The following is a 22,547-nucleotide window of genomic DNA, read 5'->3' as shown; positions in this document are numbered from 1 at the left end:
ATGGTGTCATGGGATCAAAATGGTTGGAGCCGCTCATTGGGGAGCCTTTAAGTCAGATGTAAGATTTTCTGACATGCTACGGATTGATTCGCATGCTTGCAAAGCATTTGATCCGTCGTATAAAGTTAGATAATCTGACTTCATGTCTGACTGGTTGCCGTCCATGAATGCCCTGCGCGCCTTCGAGGCGACTGCCCGACACCTGAGCTTTGCTCGCGCGGCGGCAGAACTGCACGTCACGCCGGCTGCCGTGAAGCAATTGGTACGCAAGCTCGAGGAGACGCTCGGGCTGTCCCTGATCGAACGCGCCGGGCGTGGTCTGCGGCTGACGGCGGGCGGTGCTGTGGGACGGGACGGACTTGCAATTGGTTTCGACCATCTGGTCGAAGCTGTCCGGCGCATGCGCGCCGAGGGCGGACGGCGGCGGCTTGTTGTATCGGCCGAGCCGTCCTTTGCCACCGCCTGGCTTATGCCTAGGCTCGAGCGCTTCCGTGTTCGCGAGCCTGACATCGATGTGCTGATCGATTCCTCTGCGTATTTGGCTGATCTGGCTCGAGGCGATGCCGATATCGCCATCCGCTTTGGCGCAGGGGCGGATGACAAGGTCGTCGCCCACCGACTGTTCGATGAGGAATTGTGCGCCTTTTGCAGTCCTCAGATCGCTAAAGGGCTGGCCGCACCAAACGATCTTGCAGGTTGCAGGTTCATCCATTGGGAGACCTCCGCTCTTGGCTGGGCAACTGCTACACGGGCCTGGATGGATTGGGCTGTATGGCTTGAGCAAATTGGGACGTCAGGCGTAGAGCCTCGCAACGGCTTGCGATTCAGTGATTATAATCTGGCGGTTCAGGCTGCTATCGCCGGTCAGGGGGTCGTGCTTGGAAGTGGACCGGTTCTTGCTGATCTTGTTTCAGCGGGGTTGCTGGTCCGCGCCGTGCCGCAAAGTCTGCGCATCGACCTCGGCTATGACGCGGTGACAACGCGTAGTGCAATCGAAAGAGGCGAGGTTAACGCCTTCATTGACTGGATCAAAACTGAGGCTGAAGCGATCTGATTCATCGCACGCGCTGGCTCTACGCTAAACATATCGGCTGATCTTTGGTCTGCAGTGTTTCCGTCGCATTAGACTTAGACGGCACAGGATTTATCAGTGACAAGGTTTATGCACCGGTATTTATGACGTGGCAGTTCCAGCGGAAGTCTGATCGACTTCAAACCATCGAAACACACCTAGATTTTCTGTCTTACCGGAAAATCAGTCAAGGATCGTGCCAAAAGCCCGCCCTCCATGTCCAAGCTATGGTCGCCTTAAGAGAACGCTGGCTTGGTGCGACCTAATAATCGCCGGAGACCCTTGCTACGGAAGCGTGTGAATGCTGACACGTCGCCCTTTACCTTCACCCGGATGAGTGCTCCTTCGTAGGCCTCGACGATGACCGCAGCTAGATCGGCTATATCCTCCCCTTTGGCAAGGTCGCCTTCCCGTTGGGCAACGGTCAGCAGTTCGACAATGCTTCGTTCCCAGCGATCAAATGAGGTTGCCAGCGCGTCGAGTACAAAGGCGCTCCTGGCTGCTGCTGTTTGGGCCACTACCCCATAGAGGCACCCTGCATAGGGTGCTTCTTCTATAAGTTCACGCTCAAGCATCTCGAAATAAGCGTCGAGACGGGCAAGCGGGCGGCGTGACAAGTCCGAGAAGAGCGTTTTCCTGATGACGCTGTACTTGGCCTCATAGGCCTCGATGATCGCGACTACGAAATCGTCCTTGCTCTGAAAGAAGTAGTAGAACGATCCTTTCGGAACATCGACGGCTTTTAGGATCGGCCCAATCCCCACTCCGTCGTACCCATGAGCAAGCAATTGTCGCAAGCCTTCGGAAATGAGACGCGTTCGCGTCGTTAATGGAATATTCATGACTAGACCGATCGTCTATAAGATTGAATATGCACAACACCTGTCCGGAGCAATTTATCATGATTTTATCACAAGAGCGCCGGACAGGAATATATCTGGTTGTCGCTTCGGCGTTTTTGTGGAGTACAGCGGGTCTATTCGTGCGCATGGCCGACATGGACCTCTGGTCTATGGTCGCATGGCGGTCAGCCTTCTCCATCGTTACTCTTGGAGTCTTCCTGATCGTCCAGAAAAGAATAAGCAGGCGGACGCGGCTGGGTAGCTACGGGATGCCCGGTGTCGCAGCCTCCGGGGTTTCCGCGATCGCTGCCATCACCTATATTGCGTCCCTTCAATTGACGACAGTCGCCAACGTCATGACGATCTATGCAACCTTGCCTTTTTTGGCGACTGCCATCGCCTTTTTGTGGCTCAAGGATCGTGTGACTTATCGTTTCGCGGCCGCTGGCTGTTTGGCGTTTGTCGGCGTGACAATCTCGGTCGGCGCTGCAGTATCGCCTGGGGATGTCCTCGGTATCTTGTGCGCGTTCGCTATGACGCTAGGATGCGCCACCCAGATAGTTATCGCCAAGCGCGTGCCCGACATGGACACGACAATGATGACCGCCCTTGCAGCCTTTGCATGTCTGTGCATCTCACTACCGCAGATGCAATTTACGATCCCGGCGCCACAGCAGGTTCTCGCTTGCGCGCTCTATGGCGTGTTGACAACGGGCATCGGCTACATTCTTCTTCTCCACGGGTCCCGGCGTATTGGATCAGGAGAGGCCGGATTGCTCTCTATGCTCGACGTCGTGCTTGGGCCAGTTTGGGTATGGCTATTCTATGATGAACAGATATCCCAGCCCGCTTTTATTGGTGGCGCAGTCGTTTTGGCTGCCGTCTTTTGGTATCTCGCGATGGACCGGAAGCCCGCTATCGTCGCCCAGTGAGCGATTGATCGGGCGGAAAAAGATATCCCCGAAGACGAGTGTGGCCTTACCCGCCACGCCGAAGCGATCTCGCTCCCCAAAATGCTAGCCGTCCTACCCGAGACAATGATCCCGCCCCTTTTTGCCGTTGCAGCCTGCTGAAGAGAGCGAACGGATGTGCCGTCGATATCTGAATGTCGCCGTCACAGGCCGCGCTGAATGCAGCCATCAGCATGCCCCGGACAACGGCTTCACACACGGCCGTCATTCCGAAGCCCCTAGGCTCGAAAGAGTTCCAACGCGACTCCACAGGCGAGGATGACAAGCCACACGGACGCCACCCGCTGGATTAATATGATCCTGCTGCTTTTTGCGCTGGCCTGTATCAACCCACCGACCATTGCCCAGATAATAGCAACGATGCTCGCCAAAGCGGTGAAAAGGATGAGCTTTGACAAGAAATCCGGCGCTGCTGGTCGAGGTAAAAAAACAAGTCCGATTACAAGGGCCTTGGGGTTGAGCATCGTCGTCAAATAAATGCGCCGAGCGGTGACGCTGCCATATCTGATATCATTATTTCCCGCTATCCAGAGATTTGCAGCGAGATACATGACCCAAGTCGCCGCCACGCCCTTTAAAATGAGAGCGGCTCCCGGCCAACGGCTCACTAGCTCGTCCCCGAGCCAGGCAAGCGGAAGGATTGTCGTGAGATAGCCCGATAGCTCGGCAGGTAACAATTTCGGAACGCGCCAGAAGCTGTCTCGTGCCGCTGCCAACCCCATAAGTGTATTCGTTGGCCCCGGGCTCAGAAGAAGAATGAAGACGGCCAAGATAAATGCGGGATAGCTCACGACCTGCCGTCCGCCGGGTTTCTGTACCGTGTCCAGTCACATCCTCTATCTGCGCCATGCGGCCGCTCTCGCAGCTTTCTCACGTCAGCCAACTATCTGTCTCGGTGACGTGAGGGATACTCGACTGGCTTCCCGGACGGGAACAAGCGATTGCGGCGGCTGTTGTCGCTCGTCGCATTGCCGCCTCGAAAGAGAAGCCTCGATCGAGAGCGGAAGCAAGCACTCCAACAAAGCAATCGCCGGCCGCAGTCGTGTCTACCGCATCAATGGGCAGCGCCAACACGCGGAACTCTTCGCCGTTGATGGAAGCTTCGGCTCCCTCGCTTCCCAGAGTGCGCAGTATTCCGGTCTTAAGAGTGTCAGACAGGGACTTCGCGTCCGGCTCGCATCCAACCCACCCTGCAAGAGCTTCGGCTTCGTCTTCATTGACGATTACGATGTCTACCAAGGAAAGGAGTTCGCGATCCAGCGGGTAAGCCGGAGCGAGGTTGAGGATCGATTTCGCAGAACATTTGGAAACGCGCCTGATAAGATTTTCGATCTCAGAAACATCGTTCTCCATCTGCATCAGGACGTAACTGGCATTCTGGATAAGCTCATCTTCCACATTGTCGGATTGTGCAACAAGGTTGGCGCCTGCCGAAACAGCAATCATGTTGCGGCCGCTGGCGTCGATCATTATCGCAGCAGACCCCGTGCATTGCCTTGAGCGCGCCACCCGGCTGACGTCAACTTCGTCCCGTAAATTCTGAAGGGCGATAGGAGCCATGGCGTCGTCGCCGACCGCCCCCGCCATGGCGACATTTGCGCCATCTCGAGCGGCTGCCAGCGCTTGGTTCGCCCCCTTCCCTCCGGGCTCGGTTCGAGAGCCTCGGGCCAGGACTGTCTGCCCCGCTTGAGGAATTTCCTCGACCAGGTAGATGAGATCGACATTGATGGACCCGAACGTAACGATCATTTTTTAAATCCTAAGCTTGTTTCGCGATGGCGACGCGGAAACCTGCAACTTTCCACAGCATCGATAAAACGCTCCATTGATCGACTGGAGGTCTACGGCAGCCATTCCACCCGATCTAATTTCAATTTTCAGAATTATTTTTCTTTTTAGAATCTATTTCTATTTATTTCAAGAGTGTAAGGGAATGGAAGTGCGAGGGCTTTTCGACGGGGAAATCCGTGTGGGCGTGGCAGACAGCCACCTGCAAAAGTAGACGGCGGTTGTGGAAGGCCATTCCATAATGGAAACAATCTCGATAGACTGCAATAAAAGGAGATTTTAGATTTGACAGTCGCTGCCGTATCACGATGCCTGACGCTTCTGGAAGTGTTGGCTACAGAAGCAGGATCGATTGAGCTATCCGACCTCGCTGGACGCCTTGATATGCCTGCGAGTGCAGTGCACCGGCTGTTGACGACTCTGATTGCCCATGGATGGGTGATCCAGGATGCCGCAAGCCAAAACTATGCCCTTTCACTTCGATTAAGTGCGCTGGCGTTCCGCAATCTTGATGCGCGAAACGTACCTGATGTGGTCCAGTCGGTTTTGAATCGTTTGGCGGCGGAAACGCAGGAATATTGTCGCCTGGCCATCGTGGAAGGTCAGGATCTCGTATGGGTGGCACGGGCGCAAGGCGCAACAACCGGCCTTCGATATGACCCGGACATGGGACATGAAATTGTCCTCCACGCAACCGCGAACGGGAAGGCATGGCTTTCCACTTTGCCCGAAGAACAGGCGCTGGAGATCGTCTATTCCCGCGGCTTCACGGCAAAACGAAAGCTCGGCCCCAATTCTGCTCGGTCAATCGATGAATTGAGAGTTAGGCTAAATGAAACTCGAGAACGGGGCTTTGCGACCTCGGTTGAAGAAGGAGAGGCTGGGACCGCAGCAATTGCTGTTCCGTTTCGGGCACGTGCCGATGCAAATGCCCCCGTGGCTGGAACGATTTCCGTGGCAGGACCTCTCATGCGAATAACAGAAGACCGCTGGCCAGACCTGACCCGTGCACTCCACAAGGCAGCGGCGGAACTGAGTGATATCTGGCCTCTGCGGGTTCGTCAGCGCACAATGACCCCATTGCATGTTGCATCGGGGGCAGTGAGGTAGCTTCTTATACCTCACCGCGCCATCCAGGATCGCGCGCCACTCTGCAGGCTCATTCCGCCAGAATTGCTCCCACGGCCATTATCGTTGCCGTGGGAAGAGGCCGCACCCCTCGCACTTTATCGTCCTGAAATAGACGGGCTTGGCGTGTTCGCGGCCATCGCGTTTTTTAACCACAAACAAATACGCCTCATCACTTTTTCATCGCCGTTCCTCGAGGTCCGAGCACGCGTATTCTATGAAAAAAAGGCTACAGCCGATTTTTTGCTAGATTTGAAAGCTTTTTTCGTTTTAGAAATCATTTCCATTTATTTTTTAGAGGGAGGGCTCGCGATGAGCGTGACTCGATGGGAGGACGACGCCACCGTTTGGCATGGCCCGAACTATGGCTCGGAAGCATTGGAATATCATCCTGACGTAAAGTCGGCGGCGGTCGCCGGACGCATCATCACCTGCGTCGAGATTGTGGACTGGAGCGGCACCGGCACGAAGGATATGCTGATTTCAGCATGGGACGCCTGTTATGACGGTCGTGTCTTTCTGCGTCGCCAGATCGGAACAAACTCCGACGGCACGCCTGTTTTGGGTGAGGAAGAACTGGTCGAAGGTGTGCGCGGTTACGTGACGGCGGTCCGGGATGGCGATACGTTCCACCTCGTCTCGACATCTCGTCTGCGTAAGCAGATCTACGTCTTCCCCAATATTGGCGTGAAGGGAGCGCCGAAATTTGGCGATCCTGTCAGGCTCGATCTGGACGCCGACTGGGTCAAGGGCAACGAGTATTTCCACATGGCCCGCTTCCACGACATTGATGGCGACGGCGTGGATGAACTGATCGTCGGCAGCGACTATTGGAATGACTACTGGCCGAATGGTCTGGAATGGAATGACGAAGGATATCGCGGATATGACGATGCCGACCGCTGGCTGGGCGGTCCGCTGCGCGGATTTCTCTACGCTTTCAAAAACAGTGGCACGCTCGCGGCTCCCGTGCTGGAAAAGGGACACGCCCTCATCGCCGGCGAAACACCGCTCGAGGTCTATGGCCAGCTTGCTCCTGCCTTCGGCCGCTTCGGCGCGGAGCGTCAGAGCATCATTGCGGGCGAGTTCTGGAATATCTTGCATATCGCAAGACAACGCGAAGACGGGACGTTCGAGCCGACCAGCCTGATCCGCACCATCGATGACAAGGTGCTGGAACTCGAACAATGCATCCACCTGCCCTGTGTGGTGGATTGGGATGGCGACGGCCGCGAGGATATCCTGTACGGCGCAGAGGACGGCTATATCAGCTTCCTCAAAAATGTCGGCGATGGCGAGGACGGTCTTCCTCGTTTCGAACAGCGCGGCAGAATCGAGACGACGAAGCCCCTGATCCATGCCGGCATTCTGCCAAGCCCCGCAGCCTACGATTTTAGCGGTGACGGCCACTACGATCTGGTTGTCGGTAACAGTACCGGTGAACTTCTCTTCTACCAGAGCCGCGAAAAAGACGGCACCATCTATCTCGACAAGGAAGTCATGCTGAAGGGCGGTGAGACGCCGATCCGGCTTGCGGCCGGCCTGACCGGTTCGATCCAAGGACCTTCGGAGAAAATGTTCGGCTATTCCTGCCCGACACTGGCCGACTGGACCGGCAACGGCAGCATGGACATTCTCGTCAGCGACGTGACCGGCAGGCACCGTCTGTTCCGCAATACCGGCGAAAAGACGATTCCCCCGCGCTTTGGCGAAGAGGAATTCCTCACTTACAGAGGCAAGCGGCTGAAGACAGTCTGGCGCGTTAGACCGGCTGTCGTCGACTGGCTCGGGGACGGCGACCTTCACTATGTCGCATTGGATGAAGACGGCGTCCTCAGCGACTGGAGAAAGGCCTCGGATACGGAACTCGTCGACAAGCGTTTTCTCCAATGGGAAAACGGTGACGCCATGCGGTTCACCGTGGATGTCGGCGGTGGACGCGGTCGTGTGAAGCTTTGCTTTTGCGATTGGGAAGGCACTGGCCGCACCGATCTGATCTTCGGCACCCATGCCCGCGCCTGCGTGCCGCCGGATCCGAAAACCGGTGCGCCGCGCAATACGACCAAGCAGGCCGGCCTTTTCTACGCGCGTAATGTTGGGACACCGCAAGAACCGCGTTTTGCCTTGCCAATCCCGATCAAGCATCGGGACGAGACCATTCAGATGGCGATGCATGTCGCCTCCCCGGAAGTCGTCGACTGGGCTGGTCGCGGCGTGCTCGACCTTATCGTCGGCATCGAGGACGGCAGCATCGTCTGGCTCAAGCGCGAGGAACTGTCGTGGTAACCGGCGTCAGCATTCGCGGAACGACCAAGCTTATCGGCATCATCGGCGACCCGATCGCCCAGGCCAAGACGCCGGCGGCGGTCAATCCGCTCTTTGCGGCACGGGGAGCGGATATCGTCTCCGTACCGCTTCATGTTCCTGCAAAGGATCTGCCCACGATCTGGGCCGGCCTGAAGGCTATGCCGAACCTTGTGGGGTTCGGCATTACCCTGCCCCACAAGCAGACCGCCATCGATCTGTGCGACAGTCTCGATCCGGTTGCGGCCCGCGTTGGCGCCGTCAATCTCGTGCGCCGCGAGAGGGATGGCAGCTTCCGCGGCTACCAATTTGACGGCAGGGGCTTTGTGCGCGGTCTCCAGTCCAGGGAGATCACGATCAAAGGCCGCGATGCGCTGATCGTCGGAGCCGGCGGCGCATCGGTCGCCATAGCGTTTGCACTCGTCGAGGCAGGTGCCAATAGCATCACGATATCAAATCGGACCGTCGACAAGGCTGAAGCGCTGGCCGAGACCATCAATGCCGACTTCGGGCGGAAGCTCGCCAAAGCAGGCAGACCCGAGCCGGAAGCTGGCCAGCTCGTCGTTAATGCGACATCGCTCGGCCTGCACGACACGGACGCGCTTCCGCTGGATGCGGGCTTGCTTCAGCCGGGAATGACAATGGCCGAAGTCATTGCCCAGCCGGAGACCACCCGGCTTCTCGCGCTCGCCGCGGCAAAGGGTGTCGAAACCCACTCCGGCATGCATATGATCACCGGTCAAGCGGACCTCACCGTTGATCATATCTGTGAGCTTTGGGCTTAGCTGCGTTTCGACTTCGTAACGAACGTTATGCCTGATTACAGGGCATAACGTTTTTTGCAGCAGGGAAGACGGCGCATAAGCATGTCTGGCCAAGCTGCGATAATTATGGGGTTAATGCGTTCCAACACATGCGCATGATTCCGGCCCGCTGCGCGTCATTCATATCATCTCCGGTCGCTCGATGGCGCTTCAACGTGTTTCGGATGGCGCCGCGCACGAAGGATCCGGCCAGTTGCGGCGAAATTCCCCAGCCGGGGCCGCCTTCCTGCGCCTCGGAGAAAACAGCGATGCTATGTTCCGTCACCTTGTCGAAAATCACCGCCAGTTCCTCAAGCGGGATGGCCGGTGAACTGAAGAGGTAGTCATAGAGCCCTGCGCGATCGGCATCTGCCCAGATGAAGTCGATATAAGCTCCGACATAGGCATCGACGCGCTCCTTATAAGGGATAGATCGGTCGATCGGATGGACGAGTATTTCCTCCATCGTCTGCGCAAGCTGCCTGCAGACCTCAAGGATCAAGCCTTCCTTGGAAGGAAAGTGATTATAGACCGATCCCGTTGAAACCTCTGCGGTTTTGGCAATCAGCGCCATCGGCGATTGCAGCCCGTTTTCAACGAAAAGCCGTGTCGCCGCATTCAGAATACGTATCCGGGGTTCTAGCATCTTGGTCATGAATGAACGTTCATCTCAATGTCATGGAGTGTTGGTAACAAAATTTCCGCAGACGGGCAACCGGCTTTCTCAAACACGGTAAAACGCCAAGCGCGGCAAACGGATTTCATCATGACGAAACAACCTACCTTCGTGCATCTGACCGATATTCATGTCGGAAACCCTGACATTCCCGATGATCATCTTTTCTCCGACACCTCGGCGACGCTCAAGTCGATCCTTTCCGATATCAGTTCCATCGTGCCGAAGCCCGATTTTATTGTCGCCAGCGGCGATCTCGTCAATCGCGGCGACATGACCGATTACGAAGAACTGAAGCGGATTTTCCGCGAAGCCGACCTCGACATACCGGTGCTTTTCGGGCTGGGAAACCACGACAACCGCGAGAATTTCTACAAGAGTGTTGTTGGCCGGGATTCCGAACTTCTGAAGCCCTACGACCACGATGAGGTGATCAACGGCCTTCATGTCATCGTGCTTGATTCCTCGCTCCCAAACCGTATCGGCGGCGGCTTCGAGGACGGTCAGGTTGAATGGCTCAAGGCGAAGCTTAGCGAAAACGACCTGCCGAAGCTTCTGGTCATGCATCATGGCCCTGCCCTGGATGAAGACGATGTCGAAGGCCAATGGGAAACCTTCGCCTGCGCCGACACGATCCTATTGCGCGATCTTCTCAAGGATCGAAACGTCGTCGGGATCGTTTCCGGCCACATTCATTTCGATCGCGTGTCGAGCTGGTATGGCATCCCGCTGATCGTCGGCATGGGCCAGCATGCAGCAACCGACGTTCTGCAGTTTCATAAAAACCTGCGGATGGTCAGCGGTTCGGGCTTCGCACTCTGCAAGCTGCGTCCGTCCGGCCTGACGGTCTCCTTCATACCGCAGCCCGCAGAACGTCGGGAACTACACGTATATTCACTTGCAGCCATCGCAGAAATCGAGCGCCAGCGCGTTGCCGCTGCAGCCGAATGAGGATTTGAGCATGTTGAGAAGACATATCCTGGCAGGTTTTTCGTCGCTTGTCGTCGCCGGCGCCGTGATGAGCGCAACCGCTCACGCCCAGAGCGCGGCCCCAAGCATCGACAAGCCGGTTACAATCACGTTCTACAACTACAATCTTGCCTCTGCCGGCATTGGCGCCGAAGCCACCAAAAAGCTCATCGGTGAGTTCATGGCGGCCAATCCGAATGTCAAGGTCGAGGGGGTCGCTGTCCCCGCGCAGGACATGGCCAGCCGTCTGCAAAGTGACATGGCCGCCGGCAAGGCGCCGGATGTCGCCCAGGTTATCTTCGACGGCCTGGCCTTTTCCGCCGACAATCTTGGCGCGGTCACCCTTGAGGACACTGTCCCTCAAAACGAGCTTGCCGACCATTTTGCGGGCATGATCCCGGCCGGCATCAAGCTCGGTCAGCTGGGTGGCAAGACTTATGCTCTCGCTTATACCTTCTCCACGCCGGTTCTGTTCTACAATGCCGACCTGTTCCGCAAGGCGGGTCTCGATCCCGACCAGCCACCGAAGACGTGGGAACAGGTAAAGGCGGCGGCCGTCGCCATTCGCGGAAAAACCGGCGCGCAGGGTTTCAACGGCGCGCTCGCCGGCGGCGGCGCAGCCGGCTTCGACTGGGCGCTGCAGGGTCTTCTGCAATCGAATGGCGGCAGCGTTCTTTCGGCGGACCGCAAGACGATTACCTTCGGCGAGCCGGCTGCGGTGCAGGCGATCTCGATGCTGCGCGATCTGCATGAGACCGGCGCTTACCAGAACATGCCGAACGACGTGATGATCGAGACCATGAAGTCCGGGCAACTGGGCATGGTGCTCAATACGTCGGCCCAGCAGAACTCACTGATCAAGGGAGCGGCCGGCAAGTTTGAACTGCGCGCGACTCAGATGCCTGGCTTTGCCGACAGGCCTTCGACGCCGACCAACTCCGGCAGCGGCCTCATGATCTTCAGCCAGGAACCGCCCAAACAGCGGGCGGCCTGGGAACTGATGAAATTCCTGACCTCGAAACGTGGCTACACCGTCATCACCTCCGAAATCGGTTATCTGCCGCTGCGTCCGGATATTGTCGACGATCCGCAATATCTTGGCGAGTGGGTCAAGCAGAACCCGATGGTACGCCCCAACCTTGCGCAGCTGGAGCGTCTTCATCAATGGGTCGCCTTTCCTGGGCAGAACTATCGTCAGATCACCAAAATCCTTCTGGATGCGACAGAGACCGCTGTCTTCGGCAAGGCCGACGTTGCTGAGACGATGAAGGCTGCGCAAGCGCAGGCGCAGGGCCTTGTCATGAACTGATCGCATTTCGCGATCCTTGCCGCCGGGTCAGGTCCCGGCGGCCCCTTCTCGAAATGGGTGTGAAATGACCGCCGCCGCTTTCCCACAATCACCTTCTGCCCCCGTCGGACGTCGCCTTGGACGATCCATAGCGGGACGAACCATCGCGCCGTGGCTTTACATCGCCCCTGCCGCCGTGACGTTTCTCGTCTGGATCTACTGGCCGCTCTTCGATGCCTTGTGGCTGAGTTTCCACCAGTGGAACATGCTGCCCCGCGCACCAGTAAAGTTCGTCGGCTGGTCGAACTATACCAATATATTCGCCCTGCCCAAGTTCTGGCAGGCGGTTCAGAATACCGGTATTTATGTCATTGGGCTGTTGCCGCTCGCGGTCATCCTGCCGCTTGCGCTGGCGATCTATACGAACGATCTATCGGGACGCTATCGGAATATCTATCGTGCGATCATCTTTCTTCCAATGATCATTGCACCGGTGGTCGCCGCGTCCGTCTGGCGCTGGATTCTCGACCCCGACTACGGTGTCTTGAACAGGCTTATCAAATCTGTGGGTCTCGAGCCGATACGGTTTCTCACGGATCCGGATATTGCGATCTGGACGATCATCTTTATCACAGGCTGGAAGCTCGTCGGTTTTTCGACGCTCATTCTCGCGGCGGCAAACGCCAATATCAACCCGGCGCTGATCGAAGCTGCTCGAATGGACGGCGCGAGCCGTTGGGGGATCATAAGAGATGTCCGGCTTCCGCTTCTCTCTTCCACCATTCTGTTTCTGGTGATGATCACCATCCTGCTCGGGGCGCAGTGGAGCTTTTCCTACATCGTCGTGCTCACGCAGGGCGGCCCGCTCGGTTCCACCACGAATATCTTCCATATCCTGTGGGACTTCGGTTTTTCGAGCATGTCGGTCGGATGGAGTTCGGCGGCCGCCATCATCCTCTTCCTCGGTTTCGGCGCTCTCGCCTTCGGGCTGCTGCGTCTTGTCGACAGGTATTCTTTCCATGACAATTGACGTGACAATGCCGCGAGCAGGTTCACCGCCCGCACGAAAGCGGTTTTCTACAGGCCTTCGCACGCCGCTTGGCCACGCAGTGATGATCGTTCTTTCGCTGGTTTGTCTTTTCCCGGTCTACTGGATGATCATCAGTTCACTGCGACCGGCCAACGCCCTGCTCGACGACACATTCTGGCCAAGCGCGATAACGCTCGAAAATTACACCTACGCCCTCAAGGCGATCCCGATCGGCAGCATGCTGGTCAACACGGTGATCGTGTCCACCGTCGTCACGGCATTCCAGCTTCTGACGGGATTGCTGGCTGCTTACGCGTTCGTCCGCTACCGTTTCCCGTTTGATAAATTCGTCTATGCACTGATGGCGATGACCTGGCTCATCCCGCTTCAGGTCGTGATGATCCCGAACTATCTTCTCGTTGTCAGACTCGGTTTGCTGGACAGCCTCACGGCGCTGATCCTGCCGCATTTCGCCAGCGCGCTTGCCATATTGCTGTTTACACAGTCAATGCGGGCGTTTCCCAAGGAAGTGCTGGAGGCGGCGCGCATGGACGGCGCGGGCGGCTGGCGGGTTCTGTGGGAAATAATCGTACCGAACCTGCAGGGCATGATTGCCTCCCTGACGATCCTCGTCTTCATCTCCACCTGGAATGAGTATTTCTGGCCGCTTCTCCTTTCGCGAACGCCGGACAACAGCGTTGTCCAGATTGGCATTCAGATGTTCATGACAGCCGAGGGCACTCAATGGGGACCGCTGATGGCTGCATCGACCATGGCGAGCCTGCCGATCCTCATTCTCTATGTCCTGCTGCAGCGGCAGGTCGTCCAATCCTTCATGAAATCAGGAATTCGATAGTGGCTTGCATCTTGAAACGCTATCGCGCAGCCTGTCGGGCATATCATATTTCGCATCCATGCACGGCCACCAGGGTACGGAGCCCGGAGTTTCTCAATCTCACTCACCTACCCTGACATCACGGCAGGGTTATTTGCTATCATTGATGCTGCAGTCTCAGACCTTTCTCAGGCCAGCGAAGCCGGCCGACCCTCCCCGTCAATGACAGCGTCACGACGGCATCTTCCATGTCTGGGCCCACAAATCCGATATTTGTGGGGCAAATGTCTGGCATCATGACTTGGTCGATTAAATCCCCTTGTGGCGAAATGACCGTTATGCACCCTGTCACCAAGGTCGCGACACAGATGTTACCTGCCGCTGTGACCTTCAAGCTATCGAAGCGCTGAAAGCCACCGAGACCGATGACGAGTTCACCCCCGTTCTGACTCGGAAATGGTTTTTTTTGGACCACTCCCGGCTCGGTGATGGCGTATCGCCACAACCGAGCTGTTTCCATTTCGGCGACGTAAAGCGTCTTAAGATCGGGCGACAGGCCAATCCCGTTTGGTGCTATCAGCGGAAACACCACCCTTTTTATCGAACTGCCATCGGCTTTCGCGTAGAATACCGCACCGTGATCGCGTTGGAACTCCCGAACCCGGCCGGTGTCAGTGAAATAGAATCCGCCAAGATTGTCGAAAACGATGTCGTTTGGGCCGCTCAGGCTTCGGCCGTCGCATTGATCATACAGTGTAACAACCTCGCCGGTGGAGACATTGACCTTCTGGATCGCACCGCCGTCGTAGTCAGGAGCCAAGCCGGCAGGGCGCAGCCAGCCGCCATCTTCTGTCCAGGAGAACCCTCCATTATTGCAAACGTAAAGCGCCCCATCCGGCCCCAGGGCCATTCCGTTAGGGCCGCCCTTCGTCACCGCCAGTACTTCGCTTTTTCCGCCTGCTCTGATCCTCACGATCCGACCCCGACCAATCTCCACGACAGCAATCGTGCCGTCGAGAAGTTCGACAGGGCCTTCCGGGAAGTGAAGTCCGGCCGCTACGATTTCCATATCGGGAATTGTCATTCCGTGGATTCGACCCGTTCGGGGGCACCACCATTTGCTGCCGAACGATAACCTGCTTCAATGACGGCCAATGCTCGCTCCGCTTCCGGCAGGCCTGCAATGGGAGGGCGACCATTCGCGAGGTCCGCCCAGCTGCGGCGGAGGAAAACCGGGTAATATTCGTCCGTGTTGTACTCGATGGTCGTCGCGGAAGCCTTCTCGTGTTCCCGCGATTTGGCATAGAACTGGTCGGCGTAGCCGCGGATATAGGATTGGCGATGCGAGAGTGAAAAGGCGAAATCCCGCTGATCGTCGGCCGTGGAGGGATACAAATACCCCGTCTCGATCACGCCGATCTGTCCTGCGGCAGTTCGGCAGGTGAAGACAGCCTGTTCATCGACGGTCACATCAGGCCGGTAGATCTGGACCCGGCCTGAGACCTCGGTGATGGGGGATTGCGTAAGATCTGAGATCAGGTCGATGAAATGAATGCCGACATTCAGCATCGACCCCCCGCCCGAATGCGCCTTGTCAAGCATCCAGGCGCAGCCGTTACGTTCGTAACGAGAAACAGACCCGACGATAAACCTGAAGGAAAGATGTTGAAACCCATCGGGCGTGAGCCCTTCGGCCGGCGAGAGGCGATCAGCCAGGTTGCTGACGCGCTGAATAAAAGGCACGCTCACGAAGACGCCATGTTTCTCAGCAAGTTTGCGGATGCGACGAACTTCCTCGAGATCGATTCCACACGGCTTCTCAATAAGAAAAGGCTTGCCCTTTGCTATCAGCCGCTCTGCGAGCTCGGCCATGTCGGAATGACGGCTGAAGACGAGCGCGAAGTCGAAATCCTGGCTCATGAGTTCGTCGTTGGAGCCATATAGTTTACAATTGAACAGGTCGGAGAAACGTGCCCCGGCAAATGCCGCGCTGTCTGATATGCCGATGACCTCGATACCCGGGTCCTTCAGTGCAGCGACATAAAGCGGAAAGTGCCAGTGGCTGACGTCGAATACTGCAATCTTCATCACGACTCCGTTTATTGCGGGTTTATCAAGGCGTGCAGCTGTGATTAAACGTAGTGGTGGCCGCAAGCCGATGTTCCGGGTGCGGTCTTATGGTTTGCTGCCGTTTAAGCGACTTCTTGTGAAACGCCTCTCATAGTGCTATTGGAATGGTGTTCCGATAAACCGAATATCGTGGTATCATGCGACTTGTCAAATCCCTTCTGGACCGCTGTTTTGATCTCATCACGCTGTTGAGCGAGAACGCCAATGGACTGTCTTTAGGCGAAATCAGTCGCCGGCTGGACGTTCCAAAGAGCGCAGCTCATCGTCTGCTCAACAGTCTGTGTGATTTGGGCTGGGCCGAACAGGACCCTGAGAATGGGTTCTACCGGCTTTCATTGCGCCTTGCTGTCATGGGCCAGCGCCTGCTGGCCGGTACACGGATTCCCGATATCTGCCAGCCGATTCTCGATCAATTAGCCAGCAATACCAAGGGGCTGGGCAGGATTGCGATCCTCGATCCGGATGGTTTGACGTGGATATCCCATTCCCAAGGCATGCGGTCGGGCCTGATCTACCAGCCGGAACTGGTGGCAAAAGTTCCTTTGCACACAACAGCCAACGGAAAAGCATGGCTGGCGACACTGGACCGAGAGGAAGCTCTGGAAAGGGCGGTCGCCAGTGGACTAGGGCGAAAAGACCTCGGCGGCCCTCGCGTTATTACCTCCAGGCAGACATTTTCTGCGGCTTTGGATGAAACCATAGAACGCGGATGGGCGACGGCTATCGAAGAAGCGGAGCCAGGTGTGGCTGCAGTCGCTGTCGCGATCAGAGTTGGAGGTCAGGTTGTTGGAACGGTGAGCATCGCCGGGCCCATCCACCATTTTTCTTCCCTCGTATTACCGCAACTGGCGGACCAGGTTAAGGCAACCGCCGAGGAACTTTCGCAACTTTGGCCCTATCGGATCGCCTCCCCCAGCCCAAGGGACAACACTTCGAGAAGTTCTCAAGTGATTGGTAACATTATCTAAACATCCCCTCTAACTGCCAGTGCACTCACCATGTCACTGATCCTTCTTGACACCTGCTTTCCTTAATGGAATAACGTTCCAATAGCGATCAGGGAAATCGCTTCAGGATTGATGGCCGCCTCAGCGGCCCGTAGGAGGAAACAGTTGGCTAGCGTTGAACTCAAAGCCGTTCGTAAAGCTTACGGCGCCTTGCCCGTGCTTCATGGCGTGTCGGTCGATATTCATGAGGGGGAGTTTGTCACTCTGGTCGGACCCTCCGGTTGCGGAAAATCGACCTTGTTGCGAATGATCGCGGGCCTTGAGGATATCTCGGGTGGCGAAATCCAGATCGGCGGGCGCACGGTGAATGACGTTCCACCGAAGGCCAGAGACATTGCAATGGTTTTCCAGAATTATGCCCTTTATCCGCATATGACCGTTGCCGAAAACATGGGCTTCTCGCTGAAGCTCAAAAAGGCGCCGAAAGAGGAGCGAACTCAGCGTGTTCAAAGAGCCGCTGAAATCCTCAGCCTCACCAAACTCCTGGAGCGCTATCCTCGCGAACTCTCTGGCGGACAGCGTCAACGCGTGGCGATGGGCCGGGCGATCGTTCGCAATCCACAGGTTTTCCTGTTTGATGAACCGCTATCGAACCTCGATGCGAAGTTGCGTGTGCAAATGCGCGCCGAGATCAAGGAACTGCATCAGAGGCTCAAAACCACGACGGTCTACGTGACCCACGATCAGGTCGAGGCGATGACCATGGCCGACAAGATTGTTGTGATGCACGACGGTCATGTCGAGCAAGTCGGTGCACCGCTTGAGCTGTATGATTACCCAGCCAACTTGTTTGTCGCGGGATTTATCGGATCGCCGGCAATGAATTTCCTGAAAGGCAAGGTGGAGCAGGGCCGCTTTGTTCTGGACAGCGGCCACACGCTTCCAATGCCCGAAGGCTTGGCTGATACGTCGGAACGGCTGATTTACGGTATCCGTCCAGAACATCTGGCCATCAGTGACGAAGGCCTGCCTCTCACCGTCACCGTGGTTGAACCAACCGGTTCGGAGACGCAAATCATGGCCCGCCTCGGTAGTCAGACAATCGTCTGCATATTCCGCGATCGCGTTCTCCCGAAGGTTGGCGAGATCATCACTGTGGCTCCTGACATCTCGCGCGTCCACCTCTTCAACGAGAGCACGGGTCGGCGACTGTCCTAAGGGAACGCTGCCACCCCTCCACCGGGACATGTCCACACGGGATTTATAGTCGAATGTCGATACCTCCGCTACAAGCAAGCACGAACCAAGGCGGGACGAGCCATGCGAGCGACGTCCTGAGCGCCGCTGATGACGCAAAGCGCGTCAGATGGGCTCCCTTCCTCTGGTTTACGCCCGCCATTTTGATCCTGTTTCTCGTCACGCTTTATCCGACGATCTTTGTCATCTGGTTGAGCTTTCAGAAAACCAGATATTACGAACTGATCGGCTTTGCCGGTCTCGCCAACTACGCCGAAGTTCTGACCTCGTCCGCGTTCTGGGATACGACGTTCATTTCGCTGACTTATGTCGGGGGCTCCCTGGCTGGAGCGATCATTCTTGGGATGGCAGCGGCGCTGGTTTTAAACAGGGCGGGCGTCACAGGTTCCACGCTGCGCGTTTTCATCCTTTTTCCATGGACGCTCTCCATGTCGGTCGTTGGCAGCATCTGGCTGTGGCTCTTCAACCCTTCGTTCGGACCGATACCCTACGTGATTCAGAAGCTGGGTATCGATCCCGGGCTCATGTTGGGCGATCCGGGGATGGCATTGCCGCTCATCATCATCGTCACAGCCTGGTGGTCGTTCCCCTATGTGATGGTCATGGCGACCGCAGCCATGCAGTCCATTCCAAAGGAACTCTACGAAGCGGTGGAGATCGATGGCGGCGGCGCTTTCGTGAAATTCCGTTACGTCACGCTCACTGAAATTCTTCCCACTCTGGGAAGCACGGCGCTGACGCTCTCGATCATGTATCTCACCCTGATGACGCTGATCATTGTCATGACGGGCGGAGGGCCACTGGGTTCGACCACCACGCTCAGTTTCGAAGCCTTCCGTGGCACCGTTCAGGCGGTGAACATTGGGCCGACTGCTGTCGTCTCGATCGTCGTCCTGATTATCAATGTCGCCCTTGGTGCTCTTTACACCCGGCTGACCGGCCGCGTTACCGGATAGGATTTTAAAGATGAGTAACGCTCTTCCAAACCGATCAAACGGACAGATACCTGCAATCCTGGGGTCGTTGGTGATCGCCATCATCGTTCTCGGACCGGTGCTCTGGGCCTTCGCTACATCCTTCAAGACAGAAATCGAAGCTGTGGTCGTCCCGCCGACGCTCTGGCCAAACTCGCCGACACTGGAAAACTACACTAAGGTTTTCCAGGATCCGGCATTCCTGACCGACCTCTGGAACTCTGTTGCCTACTCCGTCGGCGCCGTGATCGTAGCCCTCCTCGTTGGAATTCCCGCGGGTTATGCCGCCGCACGCTTTTCGTTCAGGGGTAAGCGAACTTTGATGCTGGTTATCCTCGGAACCTCGATGGTGCCAGGGGTCGCGTTGCTGGTTCCGACGTATTATCTGCTAGAAACGGTTGGCCTGCTCAACAGCGGCATCGTGGTGACGATCATCCTCTGCGCGCGGATTATCCCTCAGACCGTCTGGTTCATCGCAAATTTCGTCGAAGCCGTTCCGGTTGAAATCGAGGACTCCGCCATGATCGACGGCGCTTCGCGGTTCCAGATCATCTGGTCGCTGATTTTACCCCTGATACGTCCAGGAATTGCGGCGGTCGCGACCATCGGGATTGTGACGACCTGGAACGATTATATCACGGTGGCGGTCTTTGCGCCCGAAGTGGCGAAACGGACCCTGCAGGTCGCCCTCGTCAATCAGGTTTTCGACGCCGTCGGCATTTCGTGGTCCTACATGATGGCCTTCGTCATGATCGCATCATCTCCGGTCATCCTGATGTTCGGCTTCGTTCAAAAGTGGTTCATCTCCGGGCTGACGGCGGGGGCCGTCAAAGGCTGATGAACAACCAATCTTCACTACTGCAACTCGTTCAACTGGGAGGAAGACGCATGCAAATCACATCAAGGCGCCACATCATAAAGGCGGTAGCGGCGCTTGGAATTGGGACCGCCGCCCTGAGTTTCCTGGCTCCGCAAGCCTTTGCGCAGAGTACGGAAATTATCTACCAGACATTCCTGGACCCCAACAATTCGAAGGATCCGAGGTCTGCTGCCCAGACGAAGATGATCGAGGCGTTTCAGGCAAAAAACCCTAACATCACGATCAAACTTCTGGTCGATCCGACCGGTGGCGCAGCAGCGCGTGCTATCAAGTCTGGCGCTCAGTCACCGGATGTGATCCGCGTCGTCGGCTTCGCTGTTTCCGAATTCGCTGCCACTGGAAATCTTCTTGAGCTCGATGATCTTGTGAAGAAGGATGGCATTCTGGATGATGATTGGCTCCTGCCTCTATCAGGCACGAAAGTCGCCGGAAAGCTTTATGCTCTCCCCCAGGACTTCCGTATTCCAATCCTCTTCTATCGCAAGAGCATGCTGGAGAAGGCAGGGGTAAAGCCGCCGACGACATGGGATGAAGTGTGCGCACTGGGCGATAAGTTTGGCCAGTCGGATACGATCACCTTCGCCGTTCCGCTCGGAGCAACAGGCGGTCTCGGTGGCGCACAGAGCCTCGGAGAATTCTTCCTGAGCACCATGCTCTCTGGAAATGGCGGCGAATACTTCACCCCTGAAGGCAAGATCGCATTTTCCAAAGAGGCGTTCATCAAGGCGGCGCAGACGATCAAGGACTTCTACACGAAGTGCAAAGTCACTCCACTCCGCAGCGCACAGATGGGCTTCAATGAGTTGCACGACGCGCTCCGGTCCGGCAGTGCGGCGACGGCGGTGTTCGGTGTCTATCGCTACAAGACGGTGAAGCAGCAAGGCGGCGGTGACGATCTGGCCTGGGCTCCGGCTCCCGGTTATGCGGCAAACGACAAACAGACCGTCTACAGCTACAACATCGCGATCAACAAAAAGACCGTCAATCCGGATGCAGCATGGACCTTCGTGAAGTTCATGGTGTCGCCGGAGGCGCAGGCTTTCGCAGCCGAAGGTGGTGAAGTCGTCTCGCGTAAGTCGGCCTATTCGGCGCCTTATTTCCAGACCGACGCTGGCAAAGACCAGAAGGCGTGGGCCGATCTCGTTGCGCAACGGGGTCAAACTGTGACCTACACACCCATCCTCTCCACGTATCATACCATTCTGGGCGAAGCATTCCAGAGAATGGTCCTGAAAGACGGGTCGCCGGCAGATGCCTACGATGAGTTGATCGAACGGTATGATGCAGCACTTGCGAAGGCACAGTAACCGAGCCTCCTCGTAACAAGGCTGGATGGCGGAATTAGTCACCGCCATCCAGTTCCTTTCCGAGACGACCACAGACAGTCGCAACTTGGAACATCGACAACAGAAACTATGGGCGGCCTCAATTCTCGCTCAACGGCGGCTGAAAGGCCGATGGGTATTGCTGTGCCCTGCGATATCGGATCGCGCGCGCAAACCATGGGCCAATGAGCCACCTTCTAACTGATGAAAGGCGTCCGCCATGAGATATCGATACCTTGGAAGAACTGGGGTTCAGGTCAGCGAGTACATGCTGGGCACGATGAGCTACGGATCTGATGGAAACACTGACGAGAAAGAATGCATTGAGATTTTGCATAGCGCGCTCGATCGCGGCATCAATTTCATTGACACTGCTGACACCTACTCGCACGGCGAGTCCGAGGAGATTGTCGGGAAAGCTATCGCGGGCCGTCGAGACAAAGTGGTGCTTGCGACGAAGTTCCGATTGGTGGCTGGTGAGGGACGCAACGAGCAGGGTGGCTCCCGCTACTGGATCATGAAGCAGGTCGAAAATAGCCTGCGCAGGTTAAACACCGACCATATTGATCTTTATCAATTTCATCGGCCAGACCTCGCGACTGATCTCGAGGAAACCCTCGGCGCTCTCAGCGACCTAGTGACTCAAGGCAAGGTTCGTTACATCGGCTCATCAACAATGCCAAGCTGGTATCTCGCAGAGACACAATCGGTTAGCCGGTCGAACAAGATCGCGCGGTTCATCAATGAGACCTCACCCTACTCTATTTTTCACCGCGCCGTGGAGAGAGAGACTCTTCCTGCCGTTGAGCACTACCGCATGGGTTTCACCGCTTGGAGCCCTATGAACGGGGGCTGGTTGACGGGAAAGTACAAAGCGGACGGCTCGGTGCCGTCAGGATCCAGGGCCGAGCGCGTACAAGGACAGTGGGGACGCCACTATCCGATCCTGCAAACCCGATTTGATATGACGCGCGAGGGTAATCGGCGCAAACTGGAACTGCTTCCGGAGCTTGAGCGGGTCGCAGCGGAAGCAGGTTTGTCGCTGATGCATATGGCGCAGGCATTCCCCCTCGCCCACGCCGCTGTGACGTCTGTGATCCTTGGCCCTCGTACGGTCGAGCAATACAAAGCAATGGAGGCGGGTTTCGAGACCGTCCTTCAGGCAGACACGCTTGACCAGATCGACGTGCTCGTTCCACCGGGTGTGCTCATCGAAGAAGCCGACCGAGGCTACGTTTCCCCGTGGCTCGTGCCAGAGGTTCGTCGCCGCGGTGCAAAGGTTGCTAATTTAATCTGACCGCGACGGGCTACGGTATCAGTCAAAATCG

The 22,547-nt window shown here is 56.7% G+C and carries 21 protein-coding genes; 15 read left to right on the top strand and 6 right to left on the bottom strand.

Features of this window, described 5'->3' with window-relative positions:
* The first annotated feature begins 163 nt into the window (after positions 1-163).
* Complete coding sequence (locus tag O8B93_RS17005; RefSeq protein WP_269711092.1) at positions 164-1,054, top strand: LysR substrate-binding domain-containing protein; 891 nt, start codon at positions 164-166, stop codon at positions 1,052-1,054.
* Between the two features lie 254 nt (positions 1,055-1,308).
* Here O8B93_RS17005 and O8B93_RS17000 read toward each other — a convergent pair whose 3' ends face one another.
* A complete protein-coding gene (locus tag O8B93_RS17000; RefSeq protein WP_269711091.1) occupies positions 1,309-1,914 on the bottom strand; it encodes a TetR/AcrR family transcriptional regulator in 606 nt (201 codons plus the stop codon).
* 59 nt (positions 1,915-1,973) lie between these two features.
* Between O8B93_RS17000 and O8B93_RS16995 the strand changes: the two genes are divergently transcribed.
* A complete protein-coding gene (locus O8B93_RS16995) occupies positions 1,974-2,846 on the top strand; it encodes a DMT family transporter (RefSeq protein ID WP_269711090.1) in 873 nt (290 codons plus the stop codon).
* Between the two features lie 257 nt (positions 2,847-3,103).
* On the opposite strand, the gene O8B93_RS16990 is transcribed toward O8B93_RS16995, so the two are convergent.
* Positions 3,104-3,676 (bottom strand): LysE family translocator, encoded by a 573-nt coding sequence (locus tag O8B93_RS16990; protein ID WP_269711089.1) that lies wholly within the window; start codon positions 3,674-3,676, stop codon positions 3,104-3,106.
* A 79-nt stretch (positions 3,677-3,755) separates the two neighbouring features.
* Positions 3,756-4,634 (bottom strand): ribokinase, encoded by an 879-nt coding sequence (locus O8B93_RS16985; RefSeq protein WP_269711088.1) that lies wholly within the window; start codon positions 4,632-4,634, stop codon positions 3,756-3,758.
* A 324-nt stretch (positions 4,635-4,958) separates the two neighbouring features.
* On the opposite strand from O8B93_RS16985, the gene O8B93_RS16980 reads away from it, so the two are divergent.
* The 3 genes from O8B93_RS16980 to O8B93_RS16970 all read left to right on the top strand — a co-directional run bounded on the left by O8B93_RS16980 (position 4,959) and on the right by O8B93_RS16970 (position 8,890).
* Entirely contained in the window at positions 4,959-5,783 is an 825-nt protein-coding gene (locus O8B93_RS16980; protein WP_269711087.1) for an IclR family transcriptional regulator, read from the top strand.
* A 330-nt stretch (positions 5,784-6,113) separates the two neighbouring features.
* Positions 6,114-8,087, top strand: a complete 1,974-nt coding sequence (locus O8B93_RS16975; protein WP_269711086.1) for an FG-GAP repeat domain-containing protein — start codon at positions 6,114-6,116, stop codon at positions 8,085-8,087.
* The gene (locus tag O8B93_RS16970; protein WP_269711085.1) at positions 8,081-8,890 is read left to right on the top strand and encodes a shikimate dehydrogenase family protein; all 810 of its coding nucleotides are present in this window, start codon (positions 8,081-8,083) and stop codon (positions 8,888-8,890) included. The genes O8B93_RS16975 and O8B93_RS16970 overlap by 7 nt, the downstream gene beginning before the upstream one ends.
* Before the next feature lie 103 nt (positions 8,891-8,993).
* Here the strand turns inward: O8B93_RS16970 and O8B93_RS16965 are convergent, their stop codons facing one another.
* Positions 8,994-9,554, bottom strand: coding sequence for a TetR/AcrR family transcriptional regulator (locus tag O8B93_RS16965; protein WP_269711110.1), 561 nt, complete (start codon positions 9,552-9,554; stop codon positions 8,994-8,996).
* Between the two features lie 120 nt (positions 9,555-9,674).
* Between O8B93_RS16965 and O8B93_RS16960 the strand changes: the two genes are divergently transcribed.
* From O8B93_RS16960 to O8B93_RS16945, 4 genes are all read left to right on the top strand, one after another.
* Positions 9,675-10,535 carry a metallophosphoesterase family protein gene (locus tag O8B93_RS16960; RefSeq protein WP_269711084.1) on the top strand — a complete coding sequence of 287 codons (861 nt, stop codon included), beginning with the start codon at positions 9,675-9,677 and terminating at the stop codon, positions 10,533-10,535.
* Between the two features lie 10 nt (positions 10,536-10,545).
* Positions 10,546-11,862 (top strand): ABC transporter substrate-binding protein, encoded by a 1,317-nt coding sequence (locus O8B93_RS16955; protein ID WP_269711083.1) that lies wholly within the window; start codon positions 10,546-10,548, stop codon positions 11,860-11,862.
* A 64-nt stretch (positions 11,863-11,926) separates the two neighbouring features.
* Positions 11,927-12,871, top strand: coding sequence for a carbohydrate ABC transporter permease (locus O8B93_RS16950; protein WP_269711082.1), 945 nt, complete (start codon positions 11,927-11,929; stop codon positions 12,869-12,871).
* A gap of 82 nt (positions 12,872-12,953) precedes the next feature.
* The gene (locus O8B93_RS16945; protein WP_269711081.1) at positions 12,954-13,727 is read left to right on the top strand and encodes a carbohydrate ABC transporter permease; all 774 of its coding nucleotides are present in this window, start codon (positions 12,954-12,956) and stop codon (positions 13,725-13,727) included.
* Positions 13,728-13,866: 139 nt separating this feature from the next.
* Here the strand turns inward: O8B93_RS16945 and O8B93_RS16940 are convergent, their stop codons facing one another.
* Complete coding sequence (locus O8B93_RS16940; protein WP_269711080.1) at positions 13,867-14,790, bottom strand: SMP-30/gluconolactonase/LRE family protein; 924 nt, start codon at positions 14,788-14,790, stop codon at positions 13,867-13,869.
* Entirely contained in the window at positions 14,787-15,794 is a 1,008-nt protein-coding gene (locus O8B93_RS16935; RefSeq protein ID WP_269711079.1) for a Gfo/Idh/MocA family protein, read from the bottom strand. Before O8B93_RS16935 ends, O8B93_RS16940 begins: the two co-directional genes overlap by 4 nt.
* Before the next feature lie 179 nt (positions 15,795-15,973).
* Here O8B93_RS16935 and O8B93_RS16930 point away from each other — a divergent pair, with 179 nt between their 5' ends.
* From O8B93_RS16930 to O8B93_RS16905, 6 genes are all read left to right on the top strand, one after another.
* Positions 15,974-16,804, top strand: coding sequence for an IclR family transcriptional regulator (locus O8B93_RS16930; protein WP_269711078.1), 831 nt, complete (start codon positions 15,974-15,976; stop codon positions 16,802-16,804).
* Between the two features lie 144 nt (positions 16,805-16,948).
* Complete coding sequence (locus tag O8B93_RS16925) at positions 16,949-18,001, top strand: ABC transporter ATP-binding protein (protein ID WP_269711077.1); 1,053 nt, start codon at positions 16,949-16,951, stop codon at positions 17,999-18,001.
* Between the two features lie 53 nt (positions 18,002-18,054).
* A complete protein-coding gene (locus tag O8B93_RS16920) occupies positions 18,055-18,996 on the top strand; it encodes a carbohydrate ABC transporter permease (protein WP_269711076.1) in 942 nt (313 codons plus the stop codon).
* A 10-nt stretch (positions 18,997-19,006) separates the two neighbouring features.
* Positions 19,007-19,852 carry a carbohydrate ABC transporter permease gene (locus tag O8B93_RS16915; RefSeq protein WP_269711075.1) on the top strand — a complete coding sequence of 282 codons (846 nt, stop codon included), beginning with the start codon at positions 19,007-19,009 and terminating at the stop codon, positions 19,850-19,852.
* A complete protein-coding gene (locus tag O8B93_RS16910) occupies positions 19,852-21,201 on the top strand; it encodes an ABC transporter substrate-binding protein (RefSeq protein ID WP_269711074.1) in 1,350 nt (449 codons plus the stop codon). Before O8B93_RS16915 ends, O8B93_RS16910 begins: the two co-directional genes overlap by 1 nt.
* Positions 21,202-21,487: 286 nt before the next feature.
* Entirely contained in the window at positions 21,488-22,516 is a 1,029-nt protein-coding gene (locus tag O8B93_RS16905) for an aldo/keto reductase (RefSeq protein ID WP_269711073.1), read from the top strand.
* Positions 22,517-22,547 lie beyond the last annotated feature (31 nt).

Source organism: Martinezella rhizogenes, from assembly GCF_027460065.1.
Classification (GTDB): domain Bacteria; phylum Pseudomonadota; class Alphaproteobacteria; order Rhizobiales; family Rhizobiaceae; genus Agrobacterium; species Agrobacterium rhizogenes_C.
This window is presented reverse-complemented; position numbering and strand designations above follow the sequence as displayed.

Coding starts and splice junctions, on each gene's coding strand:
- O8B93_RS17005 (WP_269711092.1), top strand. CDS start 164: ATGAATGCCCTGCGCGCCTTCGAGGCGACTGCCCGACACCTGAGCTTT.
- O8B93_RS17000 (WP_269711091.1), bottom strand. CDS start 1,914: ATGAATATTCCATTAACGACGCGAACGCGTCTCATTTCCGAAGGCTTG.
- O8B93_RS16995 (WP_269711090.1), top strand. CDS start 1,974: ATGATTTTATCACAAGAGCGCCGGACAGGAATATATCTGGTTGTCGCT.
- O8B93_RS16985 (WP_269711088.1), bottom strand. CDS start 4,634: ATGATCGTTACGTTCGGGTCCATCAATGTCGATCTCATCTACCTGGTC.
- O8B93_RS16975 (WP_269711086.1), top strand. CDS start 6,114: ATGAGCGTGACTCGATGGGAGGACGACGCCACCGTTTGGCATGGCCCG.
- O8B93_RS16965 (WP_269711110.1), bottom strand. CDS start 9,554: ATGCTAGAACCCCGGATACGTATTCTGAATGCGGCGACACGGCTTTTC.
- O8B93_RS16960 (WP_269711084.1), top strand. CDS start 9,675: ATGACGAAACAACCTACCTTCGTGCATCTGACCGATATTCATGTCGGA.
- O8B93_RS16955 (WP_269711083.1), top strand. CDS start 10,546: ATGTTGAGAAGACATATCCTGGCAGGTTTTTCGTCGCTTGTCGTCGCC.
- O8B93_RS16950 (WP_269711082.1), top strand. CDS start 11,927: ATGACCGCCGCCGCTTTCCCACAATCACCTTCTGCCCCCGTCGGACGT.
- O8B93_RS16945 (WP_269711081.1), top strand. CDS start 12,954: ATGATCGTTCTTTCGCTGGTTTGTCTTTTCCCGGTCTACTGGATGATC.
- O8B93_RS16940 (WP_269711080.1), bottom strand. CDS start 14,790: ATGACAATTCCCGATATGGAAATCGTAGCGGCCGGACTTCACTTCCCG.
- O8B93_RS16935 (WP_269711079.1), bottom strand. CDS start 15,794: ATGAAGATTGCAGTATTCGACGTCAGCCACTGGCACTTTCCGCTTTAT.
- O8B93_RS16930 (WP_269711078.1), top strand. CDS start 15,974: ATGCGACTTGTCAAATCCCTTCTGGACCGCTGTTTTGATCTCATCACG.
- O8B93_RS16920 (WP_269711076.1), top strand. CDS start 18,055: ATGTCGATACCTCCGCTACAAGCAAGCACGAACCAAGGCGGGACGAGC.
- O8B93_RS16915 (WP_269711075.1), top strand. CDS start 19,007: ATGAGTAACGCTCTTCCAAACCGATCAAACGGACAGATACCTGCAATC.
- O8B93_RS16910 (WP_269711074.1), top strand. CDS start 19,852: ATGAACAACCAATCTTCACTACTGCAACTCGTTCAACTGGGAGGAAGA.
- O8B93_RS16905 (WP_269711073.1), top strand. CDS start 21,488: ATGCTGGGCACGATGAGCTACGGATCTGATGGAAACACTGACGAGAAA.